Annotated in this window: 28 protein-coding genes; 21 read left to right on the forward strand and 7 right to left on the reverse strand. The window is 65.5% G+C overall.

Annotated features, from left to right (window positions below):
* Positions 1–4: 4 nt before the first annotated feature.
* Complete coding sequence (locus ACH2CY_RS21130; RefSeq protein WP_395021479.1) at positions 5–823, reverse strand: undecaprenyl-diphosphate phosphatase; 819 nt, start codon at positions 821–823, stop codon at positions 5–7.
* Positions 824–1,125: 302 nt separating this feature from the next.
* Here ACH2CY_RS21130 and ACH2CY_RS21135 point away from each other — a divergent pair, with 302 nt between their 5' ends.
* The 8 genes from ACH2CY_RS21135 (at position 1,126) to ACH2CY_RS21170 (ending at position 11,096) form a co-directional block, all read left to right on the forward strand.
* The gene (locus tag ACH2CY_RS21135; protein ID WP_395021480.1) at positions 1,126–2,568 is read left to right on the forward strand and encodes an NAD(P)-dependent oxidoreductase; all 1,443 of its coding nucleotides are present in this window, start codon (positions 1,126–1,128) and stop codon (positions 2,566–2,568) included.
* Positions 2,568–3,212, forward strand: a complete 645-nt coding sequence (locus ACH2CY_RS21140; RefSeq protein WP_395021481.1) for a hypothetical protein — start codon at positions 2,568–2,570, stop codon at positions 3,210–3,212. Before ACH2CY_RS21135 ends, ACH2CY_RS21140 begins: the two co-directional genes overlap by 1 nt.
* Positions 3,213–3,235: 23 nt before the next feature.
* Positions 3,236–7,762 carry a glutamate synthase large subunit gene (gene gltB / locus ACH2CY_RS21145; RefSeq protein WP_395021483.1) on the forward strand — a complete coding sequence of 1,509 codons (4,527 nt, stop codon included), beginning with the start codon at positions 3,236–3,238 and terminating at the stop codon, positions 7,760–7,762.
* A 124-nt stretch (positions 7,763–7,886) separates the two neighbouring features.
* Complete coding sequence (locus ACH2CY_RS21150; RefSeq protein WP_395021485.1) at positions 7,887–8,114, forward strand: hypothetical protein; 228 nt, start codon at positions 7,887–7,889, stop codon at positions 8,112–8,114.
* 21 nt (positions 8,115–8,135) lie between these two features.
* A complete protein-coding gene (locus ACH2CY_RS21155) occupies positions 8,136–8,606 on the forward strand; it encodes an NUDIX pyrophosphatase (protein WP_395021486.1) in 471 nt (156 codons plus the stop codon).
* A gap of 48 nt (positions 8,607–8,654) precedes the next feature.
* Complete coding sequence (locus ACH2CY_RS21160; protein WP_395021488.1) at positions 8,655–9,314, forward strand: HAD family hydrolase; 660 nt, start codon at positions 8,655–8,657, stop codon at positions 9,312–9,314.
* Between the two features lie 2 nt (positions 9,315–9,316).
* Positions 9,317–9,904 carry a histidine phosphatase family protein gene (locus ACH2CY_RS21165; protein WP_395021489.1) on the forward strand — a complete coding sequence of 196 codons (588 nt, stop codon included), beginning with the start codon at positions 9,317–9,319 and terminating at the stop codon, positions 9,902–9,904.
* Positions 9,905–10,115: 211 nt separating this feature from the next.
* Positions 10,116–11,096 carry a pentapeptide repeat-containing protein gene (locus tag ACH2CY_RS21170; protein WP_395021491.1) on the forward strand — a complete coding sequence of 327 codons (981 nt, stop codon included), beginning with the start codon at positions 10,116–10,118 and terminating at the stop codon, positions 11,094–11,096.
* A gap of 3 nt (positions 11,097–11,099) precedes the next feature.
* Here ACH2CY_RS21170 and ACH2CY_RS21175 read toward each other — a convergent pair whose 3' ends face one another.
* Both ACH2CY_RS21175 and ACH2CY_RS21180 read right to left on the reverse strand, forming a co-directional pair.
* The gene (locus tag ACH2CY_RS21175; RefSeq protein ID WP_395021493.1) at positions 11,100–11,387 is read right to left on the reverse strand and encodes a hypothetical protein; all 288 of its coding nucleotides are present in this window, start codon (positions 11,385–11,387) and stop codon (positions 11,100–11,102) included.
* The gene (locus tag ACH2CY_RS21180) at positions 11,384–11,593 is read right to left on the reverse strand and encodes a hypothetical protein (RefSeq protein WP_395021494.1); all 210 of its coding nucleotides are present in this window, start codon (positions 11,591–11,593) and stop codon (positions 11,384–11,386) included. The genes ACH2CY_RS21175 and ACH2CY_RS21180 overlap by 4 nt, the downstream gene beginning before the upstream one ends.
* Before the next feature lie 130 nt (positions 11,594–11,723).
* On the opposite strand from ACH2CY_RS21180, the gene ACH2CY_RS21185 reads away from it, so the two are divergent.
* A complete protein-coding gene (locus ACH2CY_RS21185; protein ID WP_395021496.1) occupies positions 11,724–12,413 on the forward strand; it encodes a glutathione S-transferase family protein in 690 nt (229 codons plus the stop codon).
* Here ACH2CY_RS21185 and ACH2CY_RS21190 read toward each other — a convergent pair.
* The gene (locus ACH2CY_RS21190; RefSeq protein ID WP_395021497.1) at positions 12,410–13,171 is read right to left on the reverse strand and encodes a tetratricopeptide repeat protein; all 762 of its coding nucleotides are present in this window, start codon (positions 13,169–13,171) and stop codon (positions 12,410–12,412) included. The genes ACH2CY_RS21185 and ACH2CY_RS21190 overlap by 4 nt on opposite strands.
* A 114-nt stretch (positions 13,172–13,285) precedes the next feature.
* Here ACH2CY_RS21190 and ACH2CY_RS21195 point away from each other — a divergent pair, with 114 nt between their 5' ends.
* Entirely contained in the window at positions 13,286–14,179 is an 894-nt protein-coding gene (locus ACH2CY_RS21195) for an SDR family oxidoreductase (protein WP_395021498.1), read from the forward strand.
* Here the strand turns inward: ACH2CY_RS21195 and ACH2CY_RS21200 are convergent.
* A complete protein-coding gene (locus ACH2CY_RS21200; RefSeq protein ID WP_395021500.1) occupies positions 14,113–14,973 on the reverse strand; it encodes an alpha/beta hydrolase in 861 nt (286 codons plus the stop codon). The two genes, ACH2CY_RS21195 and ACH2CY_RS21200, sit on opposite strands and share 67 nt — an antisense overlap.
* 35 nt (positions 14,974–15,008) lie before the next feature.
* Here ACH2CY_RS21200 and ACH2CY_RS21205 point away from each other — a divergent pair, with 35 nt between their 5' ends.
* The 6 genes from ACH2CY_RS21205 (at position 15,009) to ACH2CY_RS21230 (ending at position 21,262) form a co-directional block, all read left to right on the forward strand.
* The gene (locus tag ACH2CY_RS21205; RefSeq protein WP_395021502.1) at positions 15,009–16,220 is read left to right on the forward strand and encodes a glycosyltransferase; all 1,212 of its coding nucleotides are present in this window, start codon (positions 15,009–15,011) and stop codon (positions 16,218–16,220) included.
* Positions 16,221–16,504: 284 nt separating this feature from the next.
* Entirely contained in the window at positions 16,505–17,080 is a 576-nt protein-coding gene (locus ACH2CY_RS21210; protein WP_395021503.1) for a histidine phosphatase family protein, read from the forward strand.
* A 79-nt stretch (positions 17,081–17,159) separates the two neighbouring features.
* Positions 17,160–17,660, forward strand: coding sequence for a DUF3291 domain-containing protein (locus tag ACH2CY_RS21215; protein WP_395021504.1), 501 nt, complete (start codon positions 17,160–17,162; stop codon positions 17,658–17,660).
* A 512-nt stretch (positions 17,661–18,172) separates the two neighbouring features.
* Positions 18,173–20,098: a threonine--tRNA ligase gene (thrS, locus tag ACH2CY_RS21220; RefSeq protein WP_395021505.1), complete on the forward strand. Its 1,926-nt coding sequence runs from the start codon at positions 18,173–18,175 to the stop codon at positions 20,096–20,098.
* 170 nt (positions 20,099–20,268) lie between these two features.
* On the forward strand, positions 20,269–20,808 hold the full coding sequence (gene infC, locus ACH2CY_RS21225) for a translation initiation factor IF-3 (protein ID WP_395021521.1): 540 nt from the start codon (positions 20,269–20,271) through the stop codon (positions 20,806–20,808).
* Between the two features lie 34 nt (positions 20,809–20,842).
* The gene (locus ACH2CY_RS21230) at positions 20,843–21,262 is read left to right on the forward strand and encodes a hypothetical protein (RefSeq protein WP_395021506.1); all 420 of its coding nucleotides are present in this window, start codon (positions 20,843–20,845) and stop codon (positions 21,260–21,262) included.
* Here ACH2CY_RS21230 and ACH2CY_RS21235 read toward each other — a convergent pair.
* Both ACH2CY_RS21235 and ACH2CY_RS21240 read right to left on the reverse strand, forming a co-directional pair.
* Positions 21,259–21,612: a type II toxin-antitoxin system RelE/ParE family toxin gene (locus tag ACH2CY_RS21235; protein ID WP_395021507.1), complete on the reverse strand. Its 354-nt coding sequence runs from the start codon at positions 21,610–21,612 to the stop codon at positions 21,259–21,261. The genes ACH2CY_RS21230 and ACH2CY_RS21235 overlap by 4 nt on opposite strands.
* 7 nt (positions 21,613–21,619) lie before the next feature.
* Positions 21,620–21,889 (reverse strand): type II toxin-antitoxin system ParD family antitoxin, encoded by a 270-nt coding sequence (locus ACH2CY_RS21240; protein WP_395021508.1) that lies wholly within the window; start codon positions 21,887–21,889, stop codon positions 21,620–21,622.
* A gap of 207 nt (positions 21,890–22,096) precedes the next feature.
* On the opposite strand from ACH2CY_RS21240, the gene rpmI reads away from it, so the two are divergent.
* From rpmI to pheT, 5 genes are all read left to right on the forward strand, one after another.
* The gene (gene rpmI / locus ACH2CY_RS21245; protein ID WP_395021510.1) at positions 22,097–22,300 is read left to right on the forward strand and encodes a 50S ribosomal protein L35; all 204 of its coding nucleotides are present in this window, start codon (positions 22,097–22,099) and stop codon (positions 22,298–22,300) included.
* A gap of 30 nt (positions 22,301–22,330) precedes the next feature.
* Entirely contained in the window at positions 22,331–22,690 is a 360-nt protein-coding gene (gene rplT / locus ACH2CY_RS21250; RefSeq protein ID WP_395021512.1) for a 50S ribosomal protein L20, read from the forward strand.
* A 28-nt stretch (positions 22,691–22,718) separates the two neighbouring features.
* Complete coding sequence (locus tag ACH2CY_RS21255) at positions 22,719–23,111, forward strand: hypothetical protein (protein ID WP_395021513.1); 393 nt, start codon at positions 22,719–22,721, stop codon at positions 23,109–23,111.
* A gap of 97 nt (positions 23,112–23,208) precedes the next feature.
* A complete protein-coding gene (gene pheS / locus ACH2CY_RS21260; protein WP_395021515.1) occupies positions 23,209–24,285 on the forward strand; it encodes a phenylalanine--tRNA ligase subunit alpha in 1,077 nt (358 codons plus the stop codon).
* Positions 24,282–26,542: phenylalanine--tRNA ligase subunit beta (gene pheT / locus ACH2CY_RS21265; protein ID WP_395021518.1), on the forward strand; the 2,261-nt coding region annotated here is incomplete at its 3' end. The genes pheS and pheT, both read left to right, overlap by 4 nt.

Consider the following 26,542-nt stretch of genomic DNA (forward strand, 5'->3'; position numbering starts at 1 on the left):
CCAATCAGCTGCAGACCAGCTCCGGCATGCGGTAGAGCGCGTAGATCAGCGCGCCGCCCAGGGCCACGCGGTAGAGCGCAAAGAGCGTGAAGCTGCCGCGCCGCACCCAGTACATCAGGAAGGCGATCGCCAGGAAGCCGACGATGCCGCTGATCGTGGCGGTCAGCAGCACGCGCTCGTCATCCACCATCTGCCGCGCGGCGATGCCGAGCCAGAAGCTGTAGAGCGCCGAAGCCAGCATCCAGGGGATCGAAAGCAGCAGCGCGAAACGCGCCGCGTCGGGACGCTCGTAGCCGAGCGTGCGCGCCACCGTGATCACGATGCCGATGCGGCTGACCCCGGGCAGGACGGCCAGGCCCTGGAACACGCCGATGATCAGCGCCTGCACGAGATTCATCTGATGCATACGCCGCACCGTGAGCCCCGCCTGGTCCGCGACATAGAGCACCACGCCGAAGGCGACCAGCAGCACCGCGATATAGATCGGCTCCCGGAGCGTAACGTCGAGCAAGCCGCGCAAGCCGAAGGTGATGACGAAGGCCGGCACCGAGGCGACCAGCAGGTGGAGGATCAAGGCGCCGCCGGGGTCGCGCTTGCCCCGGAGGATCCGGAGCAGGCTGCGGGTCATCTGCAGGACATCCCGCCAGAGATAGACCAGGAGGGCCAAAAGGAGGCCGATGAAGCCCGCAGCGGCGGCCATGTGGTCCACGGCCGCCCAGCAGAACAGCCGCGCCAGCAGGGCGAAATGGGCCTCCGGATCGATGGGGAGGATCTCCGCCACGCCGCGGAGGATCGCCATGATCAAGATGTCGGCATTCGGCACTGACGCGTCTCAACCTGTAGGGGTCGGGACTTATAACATCGCGAATCGGAGGGTTCACGCACTCAAATTAGTACCGGAATGGTACTAATATCGACCTCGGCGGGACGTTCATCCCTTCACTTGACTCCGAACCGCGACAGGCTCCGGAATAATAGGTCATATATTTTGTCCTAACTATCATTTTCCGCTCGATGGGGCCGGGGATTTCGGTTAATTGTTCCCGACCGCGCGGCAGCCTGCCCTGGGCGCGGGCTTGGACTGCCCTTTTCGAGACCATCGGCCGGGATGGAACGAGACCGCACATGGCCGAGAAACTGCTGAAATTCGTCAATTTGCAAAGGGCGATGCCGGAGAAGCGGGCATCGGAGACCCGGCGCAGCGATTTCGGCGAGATCTATGCCGAGTTCGCCGCCCCGGCCGCGACCGCCCAGGCCAGCCGCTGCTCGCAATGCGGCGTCCCCTTCTGCCAGGTGCATTGCCCGCTTTCCAACAACATCCCGGACTGGCTGAAACTCACGGCGGAAGGGCGGCTGGAGGAGGCCTATGAGATGTCCTCCGCCACCAACACCTTCCCGGAGATCTGCGGCCGGATCTGCCCGCAGGACCGGCTCTGCGAAGGCAATTGCGTGATCGAGCAGTCGGGCCACGGCACGGTGACGATCGGCGCGATCGAGAAATACATCACCGACACCGCCTTCGACATGGGCTGGGTGAAGCCGGCGAAGCCGGCACGCGAGCGCAAGGAATCGATCGGCATCATCGGCGCCGGGCCGGCCGGCCTGGCGGCAGCCGACCTGCTGCGCCGCAAGGGCTATCAGGTGACGGTCTATGACCGGCACGACCGGGTCGGCGGCTTGCTGATCTACGGCATTCCCAACTTCAAGCTCGAGAAGCCGATCGTGCTGCGGCGCGCCGAGCTGCTGAAAGAGTCCGGGGTCACTTTCAAAACGAACTTCGAAGTCGGCCGCGATGCCAACCTCGACGACTTGCGCAAGCAACATGACGCATTGCTGATCGCGACCGGCGTCTACAAGGCGCGCGAGCTTCAGGCGCCGGGCTCGGGTGCGAAGAACATCGTGCCGGCGCTCGACTATCTGATCGCCAGCAACCGCAAGGGTCTCGGCGATCATGTGCCCGCCTTCGAATCCGGCGCGCTCGATGCCGCCGGCAAGAACGTGGTCGTGATCGGCGGCGGCGATACCGCGATGGACTGCGTGCGCACCGCGGTCAGGCAGGGTGCGAAATCGGTGAAGTGCCTCTATCGCCGCGACCGCGCCAACATGCCGGGCTCGCAGCGCGAGGTCGCCAATGCCGAAGAAGAGCGCGTCGAGTTCCTCTGGCAGTCCCTGCCCCATTCCTTCCTCGACGACGCTGAGGGCAAGGTCCGCGCGGTCCGGACGACTCGCATCCATCTCGGCCCGCCCGATTCGACCGGCCGCCAGGTGCCGACCCCGATCGAGGGGTCGGACTTCGACGTCGAGGCCGACCTGGTGGTGAAGGCCCTGGGATTCGATGCCGAAGAGCTGCCCAAGCTGTTCGACTCGCCGGCGCTGGCGGTGACCGCGGCCGGCACCATCAAGATCGACTGGCGCACCCTCATGACCGCGATCCCAGGCGTCTTTGCCGCCGGGGATATTGTGCGTGGCGCTTCCCTGGTAGTCTGGGGAATCCGCGACGGGAGGGACGCCGCCATGAGCATCGACAACTACCTTTCGAAGGCGTTGCAGCATGCGGCTGCAGAATGATGCGGCGCCAAGCTATTCCGACCTGGTGCCGGCCCCTGTTCGGGCCGGCGATGGCCTGCGGCCTTGCGGTCGCGATCGTCGTGCTCGCCTTCAAGGTCGATGCCGCCGATATCGATCGCGAGCGCGCCAATGCCGCGCGGGTGCTGGCGCAGCGGTACTGGCGCGAAGCCGGGCTCGACAAGCTGCCGGTCTCTTATGACCGCGCGCGCTTCGAGAAGGCGGTCGGCGGCGAGGACGATCCCTACAACATCGTCGGCGCGATTGCCGTGGCGACCCTGACCTCGAACCCGGAGCGCAAGGAAAGCGTGCTGCGCTACTTGAATGAGGCGCTGCTGCCTTATGCCCGCACCCACAAGGAGCAGTATCTCTGCCTGGTCTCCGAGGTCTTCTACAATTCGAGCACCGATACCGACGAGTTGCAGGGCCTCTCCAAGGGCAAGTACACCAGCGAAGGCTTGGCGGTCGCCTTCATCAACTACGCCTATTTCCTGATCAAGACCGACCGGGAACGCGAGAAGCTGGGGCTGGTGCTCCCCGGCAACAACGGCATTCCCGAGGCGGTCGCCAGCTTCAAGAAGACCCTGAACGAGGACGGCGGCGCCATGATTCCCGACGGCGCCGTCCGGCTCGGCTGCGCGCGCTAGATTTCACTCCCAGGACGAATGCCATGAGCGGATCTGAAACTGAGCTCTACCGGAAGAACCTTGCCCATCTCCAGGCGCATGGTCTCTACGACCCGGCCGATGAGCATGATGCCTGCGGCGTCGGTCTCATTGCGACGCTCGACGGCAAGCCGCGCCGCGAGGTGGTGCTGAAAGGCGTCGAGGCGCTGAAAGCGGTCTGGCATCGCGGCGCGGTGGATGCCGATGGCAAGACCGGCGACGGCGCCGGTATCCATGTGCAGATCCCGCATGCCTTCTTCGAGGACTTCATCCGCAAGGGCGGCCAGGAGATCGGCCCGGCCAAGTTCGCGGTCGGCCAGATCTTCCTGCCCAGGACCGATCTCGGCAAGCAGGAGCGCTGCCGGGTCATCGTCGAGCGCGAGATCCTGAACTACGGCTACACGATCTACGGCTGGCGCCAGGTGCCGGTGAATATCGGCGTGATCGGCGAGAAGGCCAATGCCAGCCGGCCCGAGATCGAGCAGATCATGATCGCCAACAACCGCGGCGTCAGCGAGGAGCAGTTCGAGACCGACCTCTACATCATCCGCCGGCATATCGAGAAGGCGGCACTCGACGAGCACATCACCGAGTTCTACATCTGCTCGCTCTCCTGCCGCTCGGTCATCTACAAGGGCATGTTCCTCGCCGAGCAACTCGACTCCTTCTATCCGGACCTCACCGACGAGCGTTTCGAGTCGAACTTTGCGATCTATCACCAGCGCTATTCGACCAACACCTTCCCGACCTGGAGCCTGGCGCAGCCGTTCCGCGTGATCGCGCATAACGGCGAGATCAACACGCTCCGCGGCAACGTCAACTGGATGCGCGCCCACGAGACCCGGCTCTATTCCGCGGTCTATGGCGAGCATATGGCTGAGCTGAAGCCGGTCATCCAGCCGTCGGGCTCGGATTCCGCGGCGCTCGACAACGTGTTCGAGATCCTGACCACCTCGGAGCGGTCGCTGCCGATGGTGAAGTGCCTGCTGATCCCCGATGTCTGGGACGGCCGTACCGCGATGCCGCAGCCGATCCGCGACATGTTCAGCTATTGCAACTCGGTGATGGAGCCCTGGGACGGGCCGGCCGCGATCTGCGGCTTCGCCGGCAACTGGGTGATCGCCGCCATGGACCGCAACGGCTTGCGGCCGCTGCGCTATGCGATCACCGAGGACGGTCTGCTGGTCGCCGGTTCCGAAGCGGGCATGGTGAAGCTGAATGAGAGCGCGATCCGGGTGAAGGGCCGGTTGGGGCCGGGCCAGATGCTGGCGCTCGACCTCGCCGAGGGCAAATTCTACGGCAATGACGAGATCATGGCCGATCTCTCATCCGGCGAGGATTACGGCGCCTGGGTGCGCAACATCACCGTCATCGACGACCTGATCAAGCGGCGCCGCGGTGAACCGGCGATCTTCGAGAAGGATTATCTGCGGCGCCGCCAGGTCGCCGCGGGCCTTTCGCTGGAAGATCTCGAGCTGGTGCTCCAGCCGATGGTCGAGGAAGCCAAGGAAGCCGTCGTCTCGATGGGCGACGACACGCCGCTGGCGGTGCTCTCGGAGCATTACCGCGGCCTGCAGCATTTCTTCCGGCAGAATTTCAGCCAGGTCACCAACCCGCCGATCGATTCACTCCGCGAGAAGCGGGTGATGAGCCTGAAGACGCGATTGGGCAACCTCGGCAACGTGATGGACCAGGACGAGGGGCAGTGCAAGTTGCTGCAGCTCGACAGCCCCGTCCTCACCACCGCCGAGTTCCAGGCGATGGGCGCCTATATGGGCAAGAGCGGCGCCGAGATCGACTGCACCTTCGACGTGAACGGCGGCGACAATGCGCTGCGCGACGCGATCCAGTCGATCCGCCGCCAGGCCGAGGACGCTGTGCGCGGCGGCGCCACGCACCTGATCCTGACCGACGAGAAGGTCTCGGCGACCCGCGCCGCGATCCCGACCATTCTGGTCACGGGCGCCGTGCATGTGCATCTCCTGCGCCACCAGCTCCGCACCTTCACCTCCTTGAATGTGCGGTCGGGCGAGTGCCTGGACGTGCATCATTTCGCGGTGCTGATCGGCGTCGGCGCCACCACGGTCAATGCCTATGTGGCGGAAGCCGCGATCGAGGACCGGCGGGCGCGTGGGTTGTTCGGCGAGATGACCCTCGACCAGTGCCTGGACCAGTATCGCAAGGCGGTGGACCAGGGCCTCCTCAAGGTCATGTCCAAGATGGGCATTGCGGTTGTCTCCTCCTATCGCGGCGGTGCCAATTTCGAGGCACTGGGCCTGTCGCGGACCCTGGTCGCGGAATACTTCCCGTCGATGGCCTCGCGCATCTCCGGCATCGGCATGATCGGCATCCAGCGCCGCGTGCTGGCGCTGCATGCGCGGGCCTGGTCGGAGGATTTCGTGGCGCTGCCGGTGGGCGGTTTCTACAAGTTCCGGAAGTCAGGCGAGACTCATGCCTGGGCCGCCGAGCTCATCCACTTGCTGCAGAGCGCGGTGACATCTGAGTCCTATCAGACCTTCAAGAAATATTCTGAAGGCGTGTTCAAGGCGCCGCCGGTGGCGATCCGCGATCTCCTGGACTTCGTGCCGACCGGCCACCAGGTCCCGGTGGACGAGGTCGAGAGCATCACCGAATTGCGCAAGCGCTTCGTGACCCCGGGCATGTCCCTGGGCGCGCTCGGGCCGGAGGCGCATGGCACGCTCAACATCGCCATGAACCGGATCGGCGCCAAGTCGGATTCCGGCGAGGGCGGCGAGTTCTCGTCGCGCTTCAAGCCGCGGCCCAACGGCGACAACGCCAACTCCGCGATCAAGCAGATCGCCTCGGGGCGGTTCGGTGTCACCGCGGAATATCTCACCAACTGCCGCGAGATCGAGATCAAGGTCGCGCAAGGGGCGAAGCCCGGCGAAGGCGGTCAGCTGCCGGGCTTCAAGGTCACGGTCGAGATCGCCCAGCTCCGGCATGCGACGCCGGGCGTGTCGCTGATCTCGCCGCCGCCGCACCACGACATCTATTCGATCGAGGACCTGGCCCAGCTCATCTATGACCTGAAGCAGATCAACCCCAAGGCCAAGGTCTGTGTGAAGCTGGTGGCGCGCTCCGGCATCGGCACGATCGCGGCCGGCGTCGCCAAGGCCAAGGCCGACGTGATCCTGGTCTCCGGCCATGTCGGGGGCACCGGTGCCTCGCCGCATACCTCGATCAAGTATGCGGGCGTGCCCTGGGAGATGGGCCTCTCCGAAGTGCATCAGGTGCTCACCCTCAACCGCCTGCGCCACCGGGTGAAGCTCCGGACCGATGGCGGCATCAAGACCGGCCGCGACGTGGTGATCGCCGCGATCCTCGGCGCCGAGGAGTTCGGCATCGGCACGGCGTCGCTGATCGCCATGGGCTGCATCATGGTGCGGCAGTGCCACTCGAACACCTGCCCGGTCGGCGTCTGCACCCAGGACCCGAAGCTGCGCGAACGCTTCTCCGGCACGCCGGAGAAGGTGGTGAACCTGTTCAGCTTCATCGCCGAGGAAGTGCGCGAGATCCTGGCCTCATTGGGCTATCGCACCTTGAACGAGGTGATCGGCCGCACCGAGCTCTTGGAGCAGGTCAGCCGCGGCGCCGCCGACTTGGACGATCTCGACTTGAACCCGATTCTGGCCCAGGCGGATGCCGGCGACCAGGCGCGCTATTGCACCTTGGAAGGCCGCAACGAGGTGCCGGACACACTCGACGCGCAGATGATCAAGGACGCGACCGCCTTGTTCGAAGCCGGCGAGAAGATGCAGCTGCAATACAACATCCGCAATACCTACCGGGCGATCGGCACGCGGCTCTCGTCGCACATCACCAAGAAGTTCGGCATGTTCGGGCTGAAGCCCGGCCATGTCACCGTGCGCCTGCGCGGCTCGGCCGGTCAGTCGCTCGGCGCCTTCTCGGTGCAGGGGTTGAAGCTCGAAGTCCTGGGCGATGCCAACGACTATGTCGGCAAGGGCCTCAGCGGCGGCATGATCGTGGTCCGCCCGCTGCCGTCGAGCCCGCTGGTCACCAACCTCAACACGATCATCGGCAACACCGTCCTCTACGGCGCCACGGCGGGCAAGCTGTTCGCGGCTGGACAAGCGGGTGAGCGTTTCGCGGTCCGCAACTCTGGCGCCGAAGTGGTGGTCGAGGGCTGCGGCTCCAACGGCTGCGAATACATGACCGGCGGCACCGCCATCATCCTCGGTGGCGTCGGCGACAACTTCGCCGCCGGCATGTCGGGCGGCATGGCCTTCGTGTACGACGCGGCCGAGAATTTCGCGACCCACGTCAACGGCGAGAGCGTGGTCTGGCAGCGCCTGGAATCCGCGCATTGGGAAACGCATCTGAAAGCGCTGATCGCCGAGCATGCCAAGGAGACGCAATCCAAGTTCGCCGCGCGTCTCTTGAGCGACTGGGCACTGGAACGCGGCCGCTTCTGGCAGGTGGCGCCGAAGGAGATGATCGGCAAGCTGGAACACCCGCTATCGGACAAGGCGCAGAAGAAGCTGGCCGAGTGACGCTAACGCGGTGGGACTGCGCGGGAAGATACACACAGTTATCGGCGCAGCGGGCGCGCTGGCGGCGATCTACTGGCTTTGGTATCAGCTTGGTCCAGAGTCAGCCCCAGCGGATGTCATTAGCATGCGAGAATACAAACTGAGCAAGCTCACCGTGGGAGAAATCAACTCAATCACCGCGCAGGCGAAGGAAGAAGCACGCGCGCAGGGCAAAGTAATGAACAAGCTGGGCCAAATGACCGACGTGGTGAGCGAGCAACAGAGCTTCGATTGGCACCTCATGGGATCATGCCTCATCGCCCCACTGACAATCCGCGAAGCGCGGCGCATCGGATGCCTTCCACCGGAGTGAATGCAGGGGCAAGGTGATAGGATGGGTGGAACAAGCGACCTCCCCATTCGATCCCGCGGCGTCATCGCCTTTGTTGTCGCGGGCGCCGGCGAGGCGGCCCGGGTGCTGCTGCTGAAGCGGAAGACTCCGCCGGTCGCCGCCTGGTGCCCCGTCTCCGGCCGGATCGAGGCCGGCGAGAAAGCCTGGCAGACGGCGCTCCGCGAGATCGGCGAGGAGACCGGCCTGAAAGACGGCCGGCTCTACACGACCGGTGTCACCGACAGTTTCTATGACCCGCAAGCGAACACGATCGAGCTGATGCCGGTCTTCCTGTTCATGATCGCGCGTGAAGAGAAGGTGACACTGGACCCGGCGCAGAGCGCCTCTGCCTGGCTGGACGTCGCTGCGGCCCTGTCGCAATTGACCTTCGCCGGACATAAGACGGCGCTGGAGGTGATCCGGCGCGACTTCCTCGGGCGCGCGCCGGATCCGCTGCAACGGATCACGCCTTGAAAAGGCCGTGTTCCTGCGGCACATAGCGGCCGGCATTTTGAGGACAGTATGACCAAAGGCACGGCGCTTCTCTTCGATCTAGACGGCACGCTCACCGACACCGACCACCTGCATCTCGAGGCCTTCCGCATCCTGCTGCAGGAGTTCGGCCGCTCGATCACGCTGGAGCATTACAAGGCGCGCATCATGGGGCATCCCAACGACGAGATCATGCGCGAGATGTTTCCCGACGAGACGCCGGAACGGCGCGTGGCACTCTCGGACCGCAAGGAGCAGCTGTTCCGCGACCAGCTCGCGACCCTGACGCCGACGCCCGGCGTCATCGAGGTGCTGGACTGGGCCGATACCAACGGCGTGCCCTATGCGGTCGTCACCAACGCACCGCGCGCCAATGCCGAGATGATGCTGCAGGGGCTGGGCCTCGACCGGCGCATGACCGAGCTGGTGATCGGCGACGAGCTCGAGCGCGCCAAGCCCGATCCCCTGCCCTATCGCACCGGCTTGCAGCGGCTGGGCGCCACGGCGGGACGCGCGCTGGCCTTCGAGGATTCGCTGCCGGGCATCCGCGCCGCGCATGGCGCCGGGATCGCGACCTACGGCATTCGCACCGCGCATCCGGACGACGCACTGCTGGGCTCGGGCGCGGTGGCCGCCATCACCGATTTCACCGATGCCGGCCTGTGGAAGCGCCTGGAGGCTTTGCTCTAGCGATGCTGCCGCGCCGGCCGTTCTATTTCCTGCGCCATGGCGAGACCGACTGGAACAAGGCGCGCAAGCTGCAGGGCCTGACCGACGTGCCGCTGAATGCGCGCGGCGAAGCGCAGGCCGAGCTGGCGCGCGCGATCGCCGCGGGGTTGGGCTTGAAGTCGATCGCGGTCAGCTCGCTGTCCCGCGCGCGTCGCACCGCGGAGATCGTCAACCGCGATCTCGGCCTGCTGATGACGCATTACGATTCCTTGCGCGAGTTCGACGTCGGCCCCTATGAGGGCAGCACCGACGGCAGCTGGCTGGACCGCTGGTTCGCCGACGGCGCCGTCGAAGGCCCGGAGAGCTTCGGCGATTTCAGGCAGCGGGTGCTGGCCGGAACGATCGCGGCACTCACCCTCGAACACCCGGTGCTGATCGTGGCACACGGCGGCGTGTTCTGGGCCCTGCAGCGGCTGCTCGGCTTTGCCGATCTCACGCATGCGCCCAATGCCGTGGTCGCGCGTTTCGACCCGCCGGCGGCTTCCGGCGGGGCTTGGCGGATCACGCTGCTCGGCGACCAGCCCACCCCGCCTTCGGCGATTACGGCTTAGGGCGCGAGACGAGTCGCTAAAACTCGACTCGAATGCTCTTGCATAAACAAAGCTTCGCGACTCGACGCGCATCCGCGTGTGCGTTCTTGGCTTGTGCTGCGGGGCCGCTGGCGGCACCATGATGGCGTATCGGACTCGGCGCCTAAGGATGCCCAGCTTGGAAGCGCAGGGACAAAAGGTTCTCAAAGGCTTGGCTCTGGATGTCGGCGCGATGCGCCGGCTCGAGGAGCTGCATCGCAACTGGCGACTCGGGCGACCGCGCAGCCAGCGCATGATGCTGGCCGATTGCGATCTCCGGAAGCTCGACCTGAGCCTGATGGATTTCACCGACGCCTATTTCCTGCGCTGCAATTTCGAGCGCGCGAGCCTGCGCGGCGCCGTCTTCCGTGATGCAATCCTGACCGGCAGCAGCTTCGACGAGGCGGATCTCACCGGCGCGGTTTTCGAGCGCGCCGACTTGCGCGGCGCCGTGTTCCACGGCAGCGACATGACGCGCGCTTCGCTGAGCGCCGCCGATCTGCGCAAGGACTTTTCACAGGGTGCCGAGCAGAACCCCACCGCGGCCTGCCGGTTTCGTGGCGCGAGGCTGGAGCAGACCGCCTTTGTCGGCGCCAAGCTGATCAGCGTGGATTTCGCCGGCGCCTTCCTGCTCGAAGCGGATTTCTCCGGCGCCGATCTCCGGCGCACCAGTTTCGCCTCGGCGCAGCTGCAGGGGATCCGGTTGGCCGGCGCCGAGCTGGAAGGTGCCGACTTCACCGCCGCCGCGGCGGTCGATGAGGCGACGCGCGACCAGGTGCTGGCCGCATCGCTGCCGGTGGGCTCGGCGCCGCGCTTGAGCGAGACCGATGTCCGCAAGCGGCTGGGCGATCATGCGCAATGGGTGGACAGCCTCGGTCGCAACGGCCGGCGGCTGGAGCTCGAAGGCTTCGACCTGTCCGGCTTCGACCTGCGCGGGGTCAATCTGGGCGCGGCCAAGCTGGTGCGTTGCCTGCTGGCGCGGGCCAACCTGAAGGATGCCTGGCTGCTCGCCACCGATCTGAAAGGCGCCAACCTGTCCGAGGCCAATTTGACCGCCGCCGATCTCCGCGGCGCGGACTTGAGCGACACGCATCAGCGTGGGCTGATCCTCCCCGGCGCGAGGACCGGGCTCATTCCCGGCCTCTCGCTCACCACACGGGGTCTGCGCGTCTAGATTCTAGCGGCGTCGGAACAGCAGGCTCGCCAATAGCAACCCGCCGAGGCCGATCAGGATCGCCTGTCCCGGATTCTCCCGAGCGTAGCGGCTGGCCGACTTGGCCAGGCCCTGGGCGGCGTCCAGCGCTTCGCCGGCGTGCTGGCGGGCGTAAGCCGCACCTTCCTGCAGCTTCTCCGACGCCGCCTTGCGCGCATCCTGGGTTGCTTCGTCAACGCGGGCGCTGGCGTGGGAGAAGGTTTCGCGGGCGGCTTCCATGCCGTTGCCCATCTTGCTGCTGGTCGTGTTCATGATCTGCCTCGCTTCTGGTCGTGTTGCTGGGTGCGGTCGGTGCCGGGGTCGATGCCGGCGGGCTCATGCTCGTGATCGATGCTGGCGGGATTCTCGGGCATCGTTCCGGGCTTGCCCCTTCCGGTCTTATCGGGGCCGGTCACTTCGGGGCGCTTCGGCGTATGTCCCGGCATCTCGGGCTGCTTCGGTTTCGGTTGGGCGGACATCCGCGTCTCCTGGATCGAAATCATTTCAGGAACAAGCGCCGCAGCGGAGATCGGTTGCGCCGCCGGCCCGAATCCGCGGGCGCGCGGACTGGCGAAGGCCACGCGCCGCTGCTATGTTCCGCCGCGAATCATGCGATGCCTCCTTCATCATCCGCTGCAGCCACAATCCCGCCTCATTCGCCTGCAACTGGCGGAGAAGAAGCTGGACGCCGATTTCGTGGTCGAGCGGCCCTGGGACCGGCGCGACGAGTTCCTGCGGGTCAATCCCGCCGGTGAAGTCCCGGTGCTGATCGACGAGAACGGCACGGCGATCTGCGGTTTCACACCGGTCCTCGAATATCTCGAGGAGGCCTATCCGGACACCGCCGGCAACGGCATGCCGCTGCTCGGCCGCACCCTGCAGGAACGCGCCGAGGTGCGGCGGCTAATCAACTGGTTCGACGGCAAGTTCGAGCGCGAGGTCACCCGCAACCTGCTGCACGAGAAGATATTCAAGCGCTTCATGCCGAATGCCGGCGGCGGCCCGGATTCGGGTGCCATACGGGCGGGCAAGGCCAATATCGCCATCCACCTGCAATACATCGCCTGGCTCACCGAGCGGCGGGCCTGGCTGGCCGGCCCGGCCCTGAGCCTTGCGGACCTGATGGCCGCGGCGCAGCTCTCGGCGATCGACTATCTGGGCGACGTGCCTTGGGACGATCACGAAGGCGCCAAGGATTGGTATGCGCGGCTGAAGTCGCGGCCGAGCTTCCGCTCACTGCTCGCCGACAACCTGCCCGGCGCCCCGCCCCCGCCGCATTACGCGGACCTGGATTTCTAGTTCGCGTTGACTTCGATGGCCGCGATTCCAGCGCGCGCTTCTTCCGCGGCGTAGGAATCCGGGGCGACTTCCAGCAGCTTCCGCCAGTCGGCCCGCGCGCCGTCCTTGTCGCCGGCCTCGGCACGCTGCGTGCCGCGTTCCAGCAGCGCATCGGGATCGTTGGGATCCGTCTTCAGCGCCATTTCGACATTGTCCCGGGCGATATCGGGTTGCCCGAGCTTGCGATAGGCGGTCGCACGCATCGTCAGGATCGCCCCGCGATCGGAGGTGAGATCGTAGGCGGCGTTGAGGTCGTCCAGAGCCTCGAAGTATTTGTCCTGGTTGGCATAGAGCTGGGCGCGGAACACCAGGAGTTCGACACTGTTCTTGCTGACCTTGAGCCCCTGGTTGACGTCGTTGAAAGCACGGTCAAGCTGCTCGTCATTGACCCAGGCCTGCGCCGCCTGCAGGAAGAGCTGGGCCATCAGCGGCGCCTTGACCTGCGGTAAGGTCTGGGCGATGCGCTCCAACTCCATCGCCGCGTCGTCATATTGCTTGAGGCCGATATAAGCGGCTGCCACGCAATGGCGCGCGGCATCGCCGCCGCCGGACTTTTCCCATTCCATCGCCTGCTTCAGCCCCGCCTTCGGCGTCTTGCTCGCGAGCTTCATGCAGGCCTGGTATTTCTTCTCCTGCGCGGCCTGGTCCTGGTTGTCGGACTGCGCCCAGGCCGGTGCGGCGGCGAGCGCGAGCAGCAGGGCGATCCAAAGGCGACGCATGGGCTTCAGGGACAACTCCTCCAGGGACAACTCCTTGTCAGGAACCGGCTGCCCGGATATTGAGCAGCGGCGTGAACATCGGGGCCGCGCGCCCAAAAAGCAAGCCGGAAGGACATGACGCAACAGCCGCATCTCTTCTGCTTCGGCCTCGGCTACACGGCCCTGGCGCTGGCCCGCGTGTTGAAGCAACAGGGCTGGCGGGTGACGGGGACCTGTCGCTCGACTTCCAACACCGAGGAAGCCAGGGCGCTGGGTCTCGAAATCGTGATCTTTGACCCCGATCATCCGGTCGAAGGTCTCGCACAGCGCCTGGCCGGCGTCACCCATCTGCTGAGCTCGGTGCCGCCGGGCGCCGCGGGCGATCCGGTGCTCCAGGCGCATGGCGCCACCCTCGCCGAGGCCGCGCCGCGGCTCAAATGGATCGGCTATCTCTCGACCACCGGGGTCTATGGCGACCGGCAGGGCGGCTGGGTCGATGAGCAGAGCCCGCTCACCCCCAGCGGCGAGCGCGGCCAGCGCCGGCTCGATGCCGAGACCGCCTGGCTGGCATTGCCGCAACCCGCGCATCTCTTCCGCCTCGCCGGGATCTATGGGCCGGGGCGCTCGGTGCTCGACACCATCCGCGCCGGCAAGGCGCGGCGGGTGCTGAAGCCCGGCCAGGTGTTCAGCCGGATCCACCGCGACGACATCGTGCAGATCCTGCTCGCCTCCTTCGCGCATCCCAATCCGGGTGCTGCCTACAATGCCTGCGACGATGACGCCGCCGATCCGGCCGAGGTCACGGCCTATGCCTGCAAGCTCTTGAACGTCGCGCCGCCGCCGGAGGTGCCCTTCGCCGAAGCCGCGCTTTCGCCGATGGCGCGCAGCTTCTACGACGACAACAAGCGGGTGCGGAACGACCGCATCAAGCGCGAGCTCGGCGTCACGCTGAAATACCCGGATTACCGCGCCGGATTGACGGCGCTGCTCGCGACGGAAAGCGCAACCAGCTCCTCGACCACGGCGTAGAGCCGCTGCAGATCCTGCGGCCGCGACAGGCGGTGATCGCCATCCTTGATCAACTGGACGACGACATCGTCGGAGGTCAGTTTTTGTTGCAACCGCAGCGACACCGCAGGCGGCACATCCGGATCGGTGAGACCGTGCAACAGCCGGACCGGCACATCGATGCCGATCGCGGCCCCAGGTTTGTCGCTGAGCAGCAGATGTCTGCGCCCGTCTTCGATGAGCGCCCGAGTGATAACGTATGGCTCAGGCGAATAGTCCGAAGGCTGTTCGAGTTTTCCGTCGCGCAAGAGCTTCTCGCGTTCGACCGGCGATAATGCCTGCCAGATCAGGTCTTCCGTGAAGTCCGGCGCCGGGGCCAGGCCTATCAACCCCTTGATTCGCTCGGGCCTTGCCAGCGCCAGCAGCAGCATGATCCAGCCGCCCATGCTGGAGCCGATCAGGATTTGCGGGCCCTCGGTCAGGCGATCGAAAGCCGCCAGTGCGTCGGCGAACCACCGAGAAATGGTCCCGTCGAGAAAATCGCCGCTCGATTCACCATGACCCGAATAGTCGAAGCGCAGGAAGGCAAGGCCCCGCGCGTGGCAGAAATCGTCGAGCGCAGAAGCCTTTGTGCCGGACATGTCCGACTTGAAGCCGCCGAGGAAAACGATTCCGGGGCTTTTTGCGCCGTCCCCAACGGCAAAACGTCGGCGATAGGCAAGAAAGCAACCGTGTTCGATCTGCAACTGTGCGATGCCCGACTCGCCTTTTCGTGTGGGCTCGGGATCGATTTGCAATGGATTGGTCTCCGGCATCCCGGTAAAATACCTGACCAGCGAAATTCAGCACCATGTCAATCGACAGCGCCATCGGAACCCCTGCTTTGAGCAGCCGCGGCTCGGCCAAGCGGCCGGCGCGCGCCGCCACCGTCCTCCATTTGCTGCGCCGGCTCGACCAGAGCGGCGAGGCCCGCATGGCGATCGAGTTCGCCGCCGCGTTGAACGACATCGGCGGGCGCGCGGCCATCGCCTACCACGCCGCATCGGCGACGCATGAATTGCAGCGGCACGGCATCCAGCCGGTCGAAGTGAAGCTTGGCGGCCGCGCGCCGTTCAGCGGCTTCGGCGCGGCGAAGCGTCTGGCGAAACTGGTCGCCGAAAGCGATGTCGAAATTCTCCACGCGCATGGACTGGATCTGCTGCTGATCGCACGCGCCGCGGCGGCGGAAGCCGGCGTGAAGCTGATGATCGGTTTCTATGAGGATGCGGCACGGGTCGCGCGCCTCTCGAAGCGCCAGCGCGCGGCGCTCGAAAGCGCCGACGAGGTCACCGTGCTGTCCGAGCTCGCCGCCCGCGAATTGCTCGGCGCCATCCCGAACCTCAGGGACCGCGTCAGCGTGATCCCGTTCGGCATCGATTTCAGCCGTTTCGATCCCGCCCAGGTCTCCGCCCACCGGGTGATCCAGCAGGCCCAGCTCTGGCGCGTGCCGGACGACCGGCCGGTGGTGATGCTGCCCGGGCGCTTCGCCAAGGCGCGCGGCCACAGCGTGCTGGTCGAGGCGCTGAGCCTCATCCGCGACGTCGATCTGCGCTGCATCATGGTCGGCCCCGATGCCGAGGGGCCCGCCTTCCGCCACCAGCTCGGCAAGGAGATCGCCGCCCAGGGCCTCTCCGACAGGGTGCTGCTGGCCGAGGAATGCCGCGACATGCCGGCCGCCCTGATGTTGGCCGACGTGGTGGTGGCGCCCACTCTCGAGCCTGGCGCGCATAACCGCGCGGTGATCGAGGCGCTGGCCCTGGGGCGGCCGATCGTCGCCAGCGATTTCCCGGTGATGCACGACATGCTCACCGGCAACGAGATGGCCTGGCTCGCCCCGCCGGGCGATGCGATGGCGCTCTCCTGGGCGATCCGCGAAGCGCTCGGCCTCGCCATCGACCGTCGCGAGGAGTTGAGCCGGCATATCATCGATATTATGCGCGAGCATCGCAGCCGCGAGCGCATGTGCGGCGCGGCACTCGACATCTATCAGCGCCTGCGTCCCGGCGCCGCGGCCGCGGCCTAGAGTCAGCTGCGCGTCAGCGTATCTGAAACATTCCGAATCATTCCGTGATGCTGCATTGCGTGCGGCTGTGACGCCGCGCACGATGTCTCGTCATCGTCAAGCCTGTGCCGCATTCGCGCCGCATTCGATGAATAATCTCAAGCGCATGGTTGATCACGCAATCGCGTAGGAAACCAATGCAGGCCGCGGTCGTTGTGACCGGACTGCAGCGATCGCGGAACGGTGGGGATGGTTATCCGCTCCGGGATCGAAATGAGACGATGATCGAGAGTGGGAGAATTGCAATGACCATCGCCGCCAACCTGCACCGCACCCGTTTCTTCTTCCTGCATCACGGCGAGACCGAGTGGGATCGCGACGGCAAGCTCGCCGGCCGCATCAACGCGCCCTTGAATGGCCGCGGCCTCGCCCAGGCGCGCCGCGCCGGCGAGATGCTGCGTGGGAGCGGCATCCGCACCATCTGCTCGAGCCCCCAGGACCGCGCCCTGATGACCGCGGAGATCGTCGCCGCGCAGATCCATGCGCCGATCGTGACCATCGAGGGGCTGAAGGATTGCTGCTTCGGCGACCATGACGGCGCCGCGGCCGGTGACTGGTTCACCGAATGGCGCCTCGGCGTAACGCCGGATGGGGCGGAGTCGCTGAAGCGCTTCCGCCACCGCGGCATCACCGCGATGAACACGGCGCTGGCCCATCCCGGGCCCGTATTGGTCGTGGCTCATCCCGGCATCTACGCCGCCTTCCTGGAAGCGGCGGGCATGGCCAAGACCGGCGACTGGCTGACCGAGCATGCCGCGGCGCCGATCTTCCACCAGCCACGCCACGCCACCCGCTGGACCACCGAGACGCTGGCGGCCTAGCTTCCGCCCAGACTTGACCATCTGCTGCGGTCTCCCGATATAGTTGCCATTCGAGGCAGCCTTTCGGGGGAGCGCAGCCATGGGCTGGCATATCGCACAAATCAACGTCGCCACCGCGGTCGAGGCGCTGGACCATCCGCAGCTCGCCGATTTCGTGGCGCAGCTGGATGCGGTGAATGCGCTGGCCGATGGCAGCCCGGGCTTCGTCTGGCGGCTGCAGAGCGACAGCGGCAACGCCACCGACATCCAGGCCAGCGCCGACCCCAGGTTTATCGTCAACATGTCGGTCTGGGCCGACGTCGAGAGCCTGTTCGACTTCGCCTATAAGAGCGCCCACCGCCTGGTGATGGCCCGCCGCCGCGAGTGGTTCCAGCGCCCCGAAGGCGCGTACCAAGTGCTCTGGTGGGTTCCGGAAGGCCATGAGCCGACCGTCGAGGACGGCCTGGCCAAGCTCGCCAAGCTCAATGCCGAAGGGCCGACGGCGGAGGCCTTCACCTTCAAGGCGCGCTTCCCACAGCCGGACAAGATCGGCGAGCCGGAGGACATGCGACCGGAGCCCTACTGCGTCGGGTGGGAGTAGCCTGCGCGCAGCCCGCATGCGCACAGTTTGGGTTGCCACCGCAAGATTCGGCGCGCTGGCCGTGATCTTGCTTGGCGGTATAATCATCCAAGACCTCTGGCAACGGCCGTTTACGGATGTTGTTTGCCCCGTCTTCCATGAACCGGGCTACATCCCGCCGCCGGGGCCTGCGTCCTATCCTTTTTGGCGCGACGGCATTCTGTCTTTTCTCCCGACGCCAACCACCGAGTTCTGGCGCATACTTCGGTTTCTCCCACTCGTCGGCGTCGTTGTTCTGAGTGTCGCAACTCTTCGCTGGCCAGCGAACTCCCGCGGGAGGGTCGGTTTCAAGACGAGCATTTGCATTGGCGGCGCGATCGCCTTCTTGGCCCTTCGCCTGACCTCCTTCTTGGGCCCCTACTACTTCTGCTGACCGGTGGGTCCGCCCGCCTTCCTTGACACCCCCCTGAATCCCACTAAATTCCCGGATTCCGGCCGTTTGGGCCGGTTTTTCGTCTTTGAGGACTGGGATTATGCCGACGATCACCCTGCCGAACGGGGACAAGCGTCCCTTCGAACGGCCGGTTTCCGGAGCGGAACTGGCCGCGTCGATCGGTCCGGGTCTCGCCAAGGCGGCGCTCGCTGTGAGCGTCGATGGCGAGGTGAAGGACCTTTCGCATGTCATCACCCAGGATGCGAAGGTCGCGATCGTCACCAAGACCAGCCCGGAAGCGCTCGAATTGCTGCGCCACGACTGCGCGCATGTGCTGGCGGAAGCGGTGCAGGAGCTCTTCCCCGGGACCCAGATCACCTTCGGCCCGGCGATCGAGACCGGCTTCTATTACGACTTCTTCAGGAACGCGCCGTTCACGCCGGAGGATTTCGCGGCGATCGAGGCGAAGATGAAGGAGATCGTCGATCGCGACGAGAAGATCACCCGCGAGATCTGGTCGCGCGACCAGGCCGTCAAGTGGTTCGAGGACCATGGCGAGCGCTTCAAGGCCGAATGGGTGACGCAAATCCCGGCCGACGAGGAGATCTCGATCTATAAGCAGGGCCAGTGGCTGGACATGTGCACCGGCCCGCATCTGCCGTCGACCGGCAAGCTCGGCAAGGCCTTCAAGCTGCTCCGGGTCTCCGGCGCCTATTGGCGCGGCGATCCGAAGAACCCGCAGCTGCAGCGCATATACGGCACGGTCTTCGCCGACGAGAAGCAGCTGAAGGACCATCTGACACAGCTCGAGGAAGCCGAGAAGCGCGACCATCGCCGCTTGGGCCGCGAAATGGGGCTGTTCCACCAGCAGGAAGAAGCGGTCGGCGCCATCTTCTGGCATCCCAAGGGCTGGCGGCTCTATCGCAAGCTCGAGAACTATCTCCGCGCCCGGCTCGACAAGGCCGGCTACCAGGAGGTGAAGACGCCGCAGATCCTGGACCGGAGCCTGTGGGAGCGTTCGGGCCACTGGGAGAAGTTCCGCGACGCGATGTTCATCGTGCAGGACGGCGAGGACAAGACGCTCGCCGTGAAGCCGATGAACTGCCCGGGCCATATCCAGATCTTCCGCCAGGGGCTGAAGAGCTATCGCGACCTGCCGCTCAGGTTCTCGGAATACGGCTCCTGCCATCGCAACGAGCCCTCGGGCGCGCTGCACGGCATCATGCGGGTGCGCGCCTTCACCCAGGACGACGCGCATATCTTCTGCACCGACGACCAGATCGGGTCGGAGTGCAAGAATTTCTGCGACCTGCTGCTCTCGGTCTATCGCGACTTCGGCTTTACCGATGTGAAGGTGAAGCTCTCCGATCGTCCGGAAGTGCGCGCCGGCTCCGACGAGGTCTGGGACCGCGCCGAGGCAACGCTGAAGGAAGCGACGGCCGCGGCCGGTGTCGAGTTCAGCCTCAACCCCGGCGAGGGCGCCTTCTACGGCCCGAAGCTGGAGTTCGTGCTGCGCGACACGATCGGCCGTGACTGGCAGTGCGGCACCTTCCAGGTGGATTACGTGCTGCCCGAGCGGCTCGACGCCTCTTACGTCGGCGAGGACGGGGCGAAGCACCGGCCGGTGATGCTGCACCGCGCGATCTTCGGCTCGCTGGAGCGGTTCATCGGCATTCTCATCGAGCATTACGCCGGCAAGTTCCCGCTCTGGCTCTCGCCGCTCCAGGTGGTGGTCTGCACCATTGTCTCGGATGCGGACGGCTATGCCCAGCAGGTCAAAGAGGCGCTGGAAAAGGCCGGTCTCCTGGTCGATCTCGACCTGCGGAACGAAAAGATCGGCTACAAGGTCCGCGAGCACAGCCTCGCCAAGGTCCCGGTCGTGCTCGCCGTCGGCAAGCGCGACCAGGAAGGCGGCACTGTTGCACTGCGGTATCTGGGCGAGGAAAGCCAGAAGGTCCTGCCATTGGACGAAGCGGTCCGGACCCTGGCCGAGCAGGCCCGCTCGCCGCTGGAAAATACTCATTGAGAGCACCAGGACCCGAATTGCGAGTCCTATGGGACATCTGCCATAATACGGGCTGGATGACGTCCTTTGAGTGACATCGTTTGAGCGCCGCCTACCGTCGGGCCTGAGACCTCTCAGCGCCCGCGGCGAGCGGCGTTTTTATTTTTTCTGAACCGAAACAGGAGTTGGCCATAGCCAGACCACCCGAGAAAGACAACGCGCCGAGGGAATCCGGTCCGCGTGTCAATGGAATGATCAACATTCCGCAAGTCCGCCTCGTGCTCGAGGACGGCACCATGCACGGGGTCATCTCGACCCGTGAGGCCATCTCGATGGCCCAGGAGATCGGTCTCGACCTGGTCGAGATTTCGCCGACGGCGAGCCCGCCGGTCGCCAAGATCCTCGATTACGGCAAGTACAAATACGAGGCCCAGAAGCGCAAGAACGAGGCCCGCAAGAAGCAGAAGGTCATCGAGGTCAAGGAGATCAAGATGCGCCCCGGCATCGACACGCATGACTACGACGTGAAGATGCGCTCGGTGCACCGCTTCCTCGAGGAAGGCGACAAGGTGAAGGTCACCATGCGCTTCCGCGGCCGCGAGATGGTGCACCAGGAAATCGGCATGAAGGTGCTGGACAAGGTGCGCGCCGATCTCGACGCGGTGGCCAAGGTGGAATCCCACCCGCGGCTCGAAGGCCGCCAGATGGTCATGGTGGTGGCGCCGAAATAGCGCCACCAACGCCTACCCTGCGGGTTAGGCAGACATGAACGATCCGCGCCCCCCTTCGGAACCGGAAAACGACCAGAACCCGCGCCTCCCGGCGCGGGTCTTCGGCCAGGCGGTGGATGCCGGCTTCACGCCGGCGCCACCCGCCCTGCCGCCCAAGCCCACCTTGCTGGAAGAATTGCGGCCCTGGACTGGGCCGGAGACGCAGCGGCCGAGCTTCTCGCCGCCGGTTTTCGGCGCGCTCAGCGTCATTTTCGGCGTCACCGCCTTCTACAAGGCGACCCTGCTGCTGGCACCTCTGGCGCTGATCGCCGGCCTGCTCGCCTGTTTGAAACGGCAATGGGGCTGGGGCCTGATCGGCATCCTCTCGGCGATCGCGGCTCTGGCGATCGATCCCTTCTTCTGGGGCCTCGCTGGCGTGCTGTGGCTGGCACGGGTGCTGGGGCTGCTGGGCTAGGAGTCGTCGGGAATGTGCCGGCCGGGATCCATGTGGTTGTGGAGGATGCGGATCACCACGATTCCGGGATTACCGTCATGCATCAACTCAACGCGATAGTAGAGAATATGCGATGCCGCGCCGTCGCGCGCGGCGGCGCGTGAGACCGGAAATGATCGAAGGTCTGGACCAAGATCATCTTGTGACACTGATCCCGGGCGCTTGGGATTCTGCGCAATGAGCAGAACAGCGCGATCAATCAGCTCAGCGTAGCGGTCCCGCTGCAGCGGCCCGAACATTCGGGTTGAATCTCGCAAGATGTTCGCAAGATCATGGGCAGCTTGTGGCGCGAACCGATATCTCGGACGCATGCGCTGCTCAGCGCTTGTCTTCGTCTTCGGCTTGAACTTCAGCCAGAATTTCCATCACCGTCTTATCGGAATACTTCCCAGCGTTGACCTCATCCAAGCCGATCTGGATCTCGCGACGCAGGATGGCGCGCTTTTCCTCATAAACCGCCCGCTCCTCGCGCAGCATTCGGAGGCCGTCGCGGACCACCTCGCTGGCGGTGGCGTAGTTGCCGGAGGCGACTTCCTTCTCGACGAACTCGGCGAGAGCGGCGGGCAGGCTGACATTCATCGTCGGCATTGCGCTACTCCATTGTTATCATTAGAATATTGGCAGTTGGCAAAATTTGTCAAGCGGCGCTTTGTCCCGCTTATCCCCTTGTTTCCAAAGCCCCCAGTCGCTATAACCCCGCGTCCCCGGCCTGAGAGCTGAGGGAAAGGCGGCACCGGCTCATAGATAGGGCATGCCCATGTCGCCGATGAGCAACCCGTACCTGAAGGAAGCAAAATGCCCAAGATGAAGACCAAGAGCGGCGCCAAGAAGCGCTTCTCCCTGACCGCGACCGGCAAGGTCAAGTTCAAGCCGGCCAACAAGAAGCACGGGATGTCAAAGCGCCCGACCGACATGCGCCAGCAGAGCCGGCGCATGGAAGTCATGGCCGAGCCCGACGCCAAGAAGGTTCGTCGGTTCTTTATCCCGAACGGCCTCTAAGCAACGCGGATCTAGAGAGGAGCATCAGAAATGGCACGCACCAAGCGCGGCGTCACCTCGCACGCCCGTCACAAGAAAATCGTCGACATGGCCAAGGGCTATGTCGGCCGCGCCGGCACCAACTACCGGATCGCGATCGAGAAGGTCGAGAAGGGCCTGCAGTATGCGTACCGCGACCGCCGCGCCAAGAAGCGCAATTTCCGCGGTCTGTGGATCCAGCGCATCAATGCCGGCGTGCGCGAGCACGGCCTGACCTACTCGCAGTTCATGAACGGCATCAAGAAGGCCGGCATCGAGATCGACCGCAAGGTCCTCGCCGAGCTGGCCGGCCATGAGCCGGCGGCCTTTGCGCAGCTCTGCCGCCAGGCCCAAGAGGCCTTGGTAAAGTAGGCGCTCGTAAAGTAAGGCGCTGGACCGCGTGGCCCCGGCACGTCTCGCCCTGATCCTCGTCGTCGCGGTTGCGGCCTTGACCGGCTGCGACCGCTACGCCGACGACATCGACACGGTGAAGCGCGCCGAGAGCATCCTACCCGGCAAGAGCAACGAAGCGCTGGCGGTCGAGATCGCCGGCGCCCGCGGCACCGTCGAGTGGAAGGGCGGCGCCGCGCCGAAATACGAGAGCTCCGACATCGTCGGCGTCCAGGCCGTGATCAAGCGCGTCGGCAGCAACGGCAACAAACACGAAGTCGAGCTCGAGTTCATCAACAACCGGCAGACCAAGAAGGTGGCCTTCGACGGCGCCATCGTGGACGGCAAGAAGCAGGACATGCTGTCCGGCGCCCTTGCCCTGTTTTTGATGCAGTTGGAATAGGCCGGCTTTCATCCTGTTGACGGGATTGGGGGAGGCCGGTTATCCGGACCTCCCCCTTTCTTATTGGGGAATGCGCCAAGGGGGCGCGAGTGGGATCATGCAGAACCTGACCGAGCTGGAAACCAAGTGGAAGGGCGCCGCCGAGACCGCCGGCAGCGTGGACGCGCTGGAGGCGATCCGCGTCGAGGCGCTCGGCAAGAAAGGCGAGATCACCGGGCTGATGAAGACGCTCGGGACCCTGGCCCCGGAAGAGCGCAAGAGCTTCGGCCAGCAATTGAACCTGGTGAAGGACGCCGTTACCGCGGCGATCGAAACCCGCAAGGCGGCGCTCGGTGACGCGGCGATCGAGGCACGGCTCGCCACCGAGAAGCTGGATATGACGCTGCCGGCGCGACCGGGCGAGGTCGGCCGCATCCACCCGATCAGCCAGACCATCGACGAGATCATCGCGATCTTCGGCGAGATGGGCTTCGGCGTCCGCGAAGGCTCGGACATCGAGGACGACTTCCACAACTTCGAGGCGCTGAATATCCCGAAGGACCATCCGGCGCGGCAGATGCAGGACACCTTCTACCTGCCGCAGAAGCCCGACGGCAGCCAGATGGTGCTGCGCACCCATACCTCGCCGGTGCAGATCCGCACCATGCAGAGCGAGCAGCCGCCGCTGCGCGTGATCTGCCCGGGCCGCACCTACCGTGTCGACAGCGACATGACCCATTCCCCGATGTTCCACCAGGTCGAAGGCCTGGTGATCGACGAGAAGACGCATATGGGGCATTTGAAGGGCTGCCTGCAGGACTTCTGCCGCGCCTTCTTCGGCATCGATGACCTCAAGCTCCGCTTCCGCCCGAGCTACTTCCCCTTCACCGAACCCTCGGCCGAGGTCGATATCGGCTGCGATCGTTCCGGCGGCGAGCTGAAGCTCGGCCAGGGCAATGATTGGCTGGAGATCCTGGGCTGCGGCATGGTGCATCCCAAGGTCTTGAAGAATTGCGGCCTCGATCCCGAAAAATACCAGGGCTTCGCCTTCGGCATGGGAATCGAGCGCATCGCCATGTTGAAATACGGGATCCCCGACTTGCGCACCTTCTATGACGCCGATCTCCGCTGGCTGAAGCATTACGGCTTCCTGCCGCTCGACGTGCCTTCGGTGGTGGGAGGGCTGACCCGATGAAATTCACCCTCTCCTGGCTGAAGACCCATCTCGAGACCCGCGCCGACGCAGCCGAGATCGCCAAGGCGCTGACCGCGCTCGGGCTCGAGGTCGAAGGCATCGACGATCCGGCCAAGGCGCTGGCGCCTTTCGTGGTCGGCTACGTCGCGGAAGCCAAACAGCATCCGAACGCGGATCGGCTGCGCGTCTGCCGCGTCGATACCGGCAAGGGTAACGTGCAGGTGGTCTGCGGCGCGCCCAATGCGCGGACCGGCATGAAAGGCGTGTTCGCGCCGCCGGGCACGCATATCCCCGGCACCGGCCTCGACCTCAAGGCCGGCAACATCCGCGGCGAGGCCTCGAACGGCATGCTCTGCTCCGCCCGCGAGCTGGGCCTGGGCCAGGATCATGACGGCATTATCGAGCTGCCGGACGATGCACCGATCGGCATGAGCTTCGTGAAGTATCGCAACCTCGACGACCCGGTCATCGAGATCAAGGTGACGCCGGACCGCGCCGATTGCCTGGGCGTGCGCGGCATCGCCCGCGACCTCGCGGCGGCCGGCCTCGGCACCTTGAAGCCCTTCGCGCCGACGCATCTCTCCGGCACCTTCAAGAGCCCGATCCAGTGGCGGATCGACCCCTCGGCGGCGACCGGCTGCCCCTATGTGGCCGGGCGCTATTTCAAGGGCGTGAAGAACGGCCCGAGCCCGCAATGGCTGCAGGACCGGCTGACCTCGATCGGGCTGCGTCCGATCTCGGCTTTGGTCGATATCACCAATTTCGTGACCTATGACCTCGGCCGCCCGCTGCATGTCTTCGATGCAAAGAAAGTGGCGGGCGACCCGACCATGCGCGCGGCCAAGGACGGCGAGACCGTGCTTGCTCTCGACGGCAAGAACTACACGCTCGAAGCCGGGATGATCGTCATTGCGGACAGCCGCGGCCCCGAGGCGATCGGCGGCATCATGGGCGGCGAGGAATCCGGCTGCTCGCTGGAGACCACCGACGTCTTCCTCGAAGTCGCCCTGTTCGACCCGATCCAGGTGGCGCGCGCCGGGCGCAAGCTCGGCATCCTGTCGGATGCGCGCTATCGCTTCGAACGCGGCGTCGATCCGAAATCCGCGGGCTGGGGCGTCGATATCGCCACCCAGCTCATCCTCGAGCTCTGCGGCGGCGAGGCCAGCGAGGTCACCGCGGCGGGCACGATGCCGAAGGGCACCCGCACCATCACCTATCGCCCGGCGCGGGTCGAATCGCTCGGCGGCTGCGTGGTCGGCACCGAGAAGCAGAGGCAATTCCTGCAGGCGCTCGGCTTCTCGGTGATTCCGGCCAGCGCCGCCTGGCAGGTGACGACGCCGACTTGGCGCGCCGATGTCGAAGGCGAAGCCGACCTCGTCGAAGAGGTGCTGCGCGTCAACGGCTTCGACCAGATCGCGCCGGTCTCCATGCCGCGCGACGCCGCATTGCCGAAGGTGGCGGTGACGCCCGCGCAGAAGCGGGTTCAGGTGGCGAAGCGGATCCTGGCCAGCCGCGGCATCGAGGAAGCGGTCACCTTCAGCTTCATGCCGGGCACGGTCGCTGCGCTCTTCGCCGGCGACAATGCGCTGATCCCGCTCGCCAACCCGATCAGCGCCGATCTCGACGTGATGCGGCCCTCGATCCTCGGCAACCTGCTGCAGGCGGCCGGGCGCAATGCGGCGCGCGGCATCCCCGACGCGGCGATGTACGAGGTCGGCCCCGCTTACGCCAACGAAACGCCGAAGGGTCAGCTCACCGTCGCGACCGGTATCCGGGTCGGCGCTTACACCGAGCGACATTGGAGCGGCAAGCCGCGCAACGTCGATGCCTTCGACGCCAAGGGCGATGCCGTGGCCTTGCTCGAAAGCCTCGGCGCGCCGGTCGAGAATCTACAGGCCACCTCGGACGCGCCGGGGTATTTCCATCCCGGCCGCTCGGCTTCGTTGCGCCTCGGGCCCAACGTGCTCGCGGTGTTCGGCGAGATTCACCCGAAGGTGATGAAGGCGCTCGATCTCAAGGGCCCTGCGGTCGGCTTCGAAATCTTCCTCGACCGCGTGCCGATGCCGCGCGCCAAAGGCACGGCGCGGCCGCTGCTCGACGCGTCGAGCTTCCAGCCGCTGGCGCGCGACTTCGCCTTCGTGGTGGGAAGCGATGTCTCGGCCGAGAAGCTGATCAAAGCGGCGAAACAGGCCGACAAGGCACTGATCACCGCGGTCTCGATCTTCGACGTGTTCGAAGGCGGGTCCTTGGGCGAGGG

Origin of the sequence: Dongia sp., assembly GCF_041905885.1 — a bacterium.
Taxonomy (GTDB): Bacteria; Pseudomonadota; Alphaproteobacteria; order Dongiales; family Dongiaceae; genus Dongia.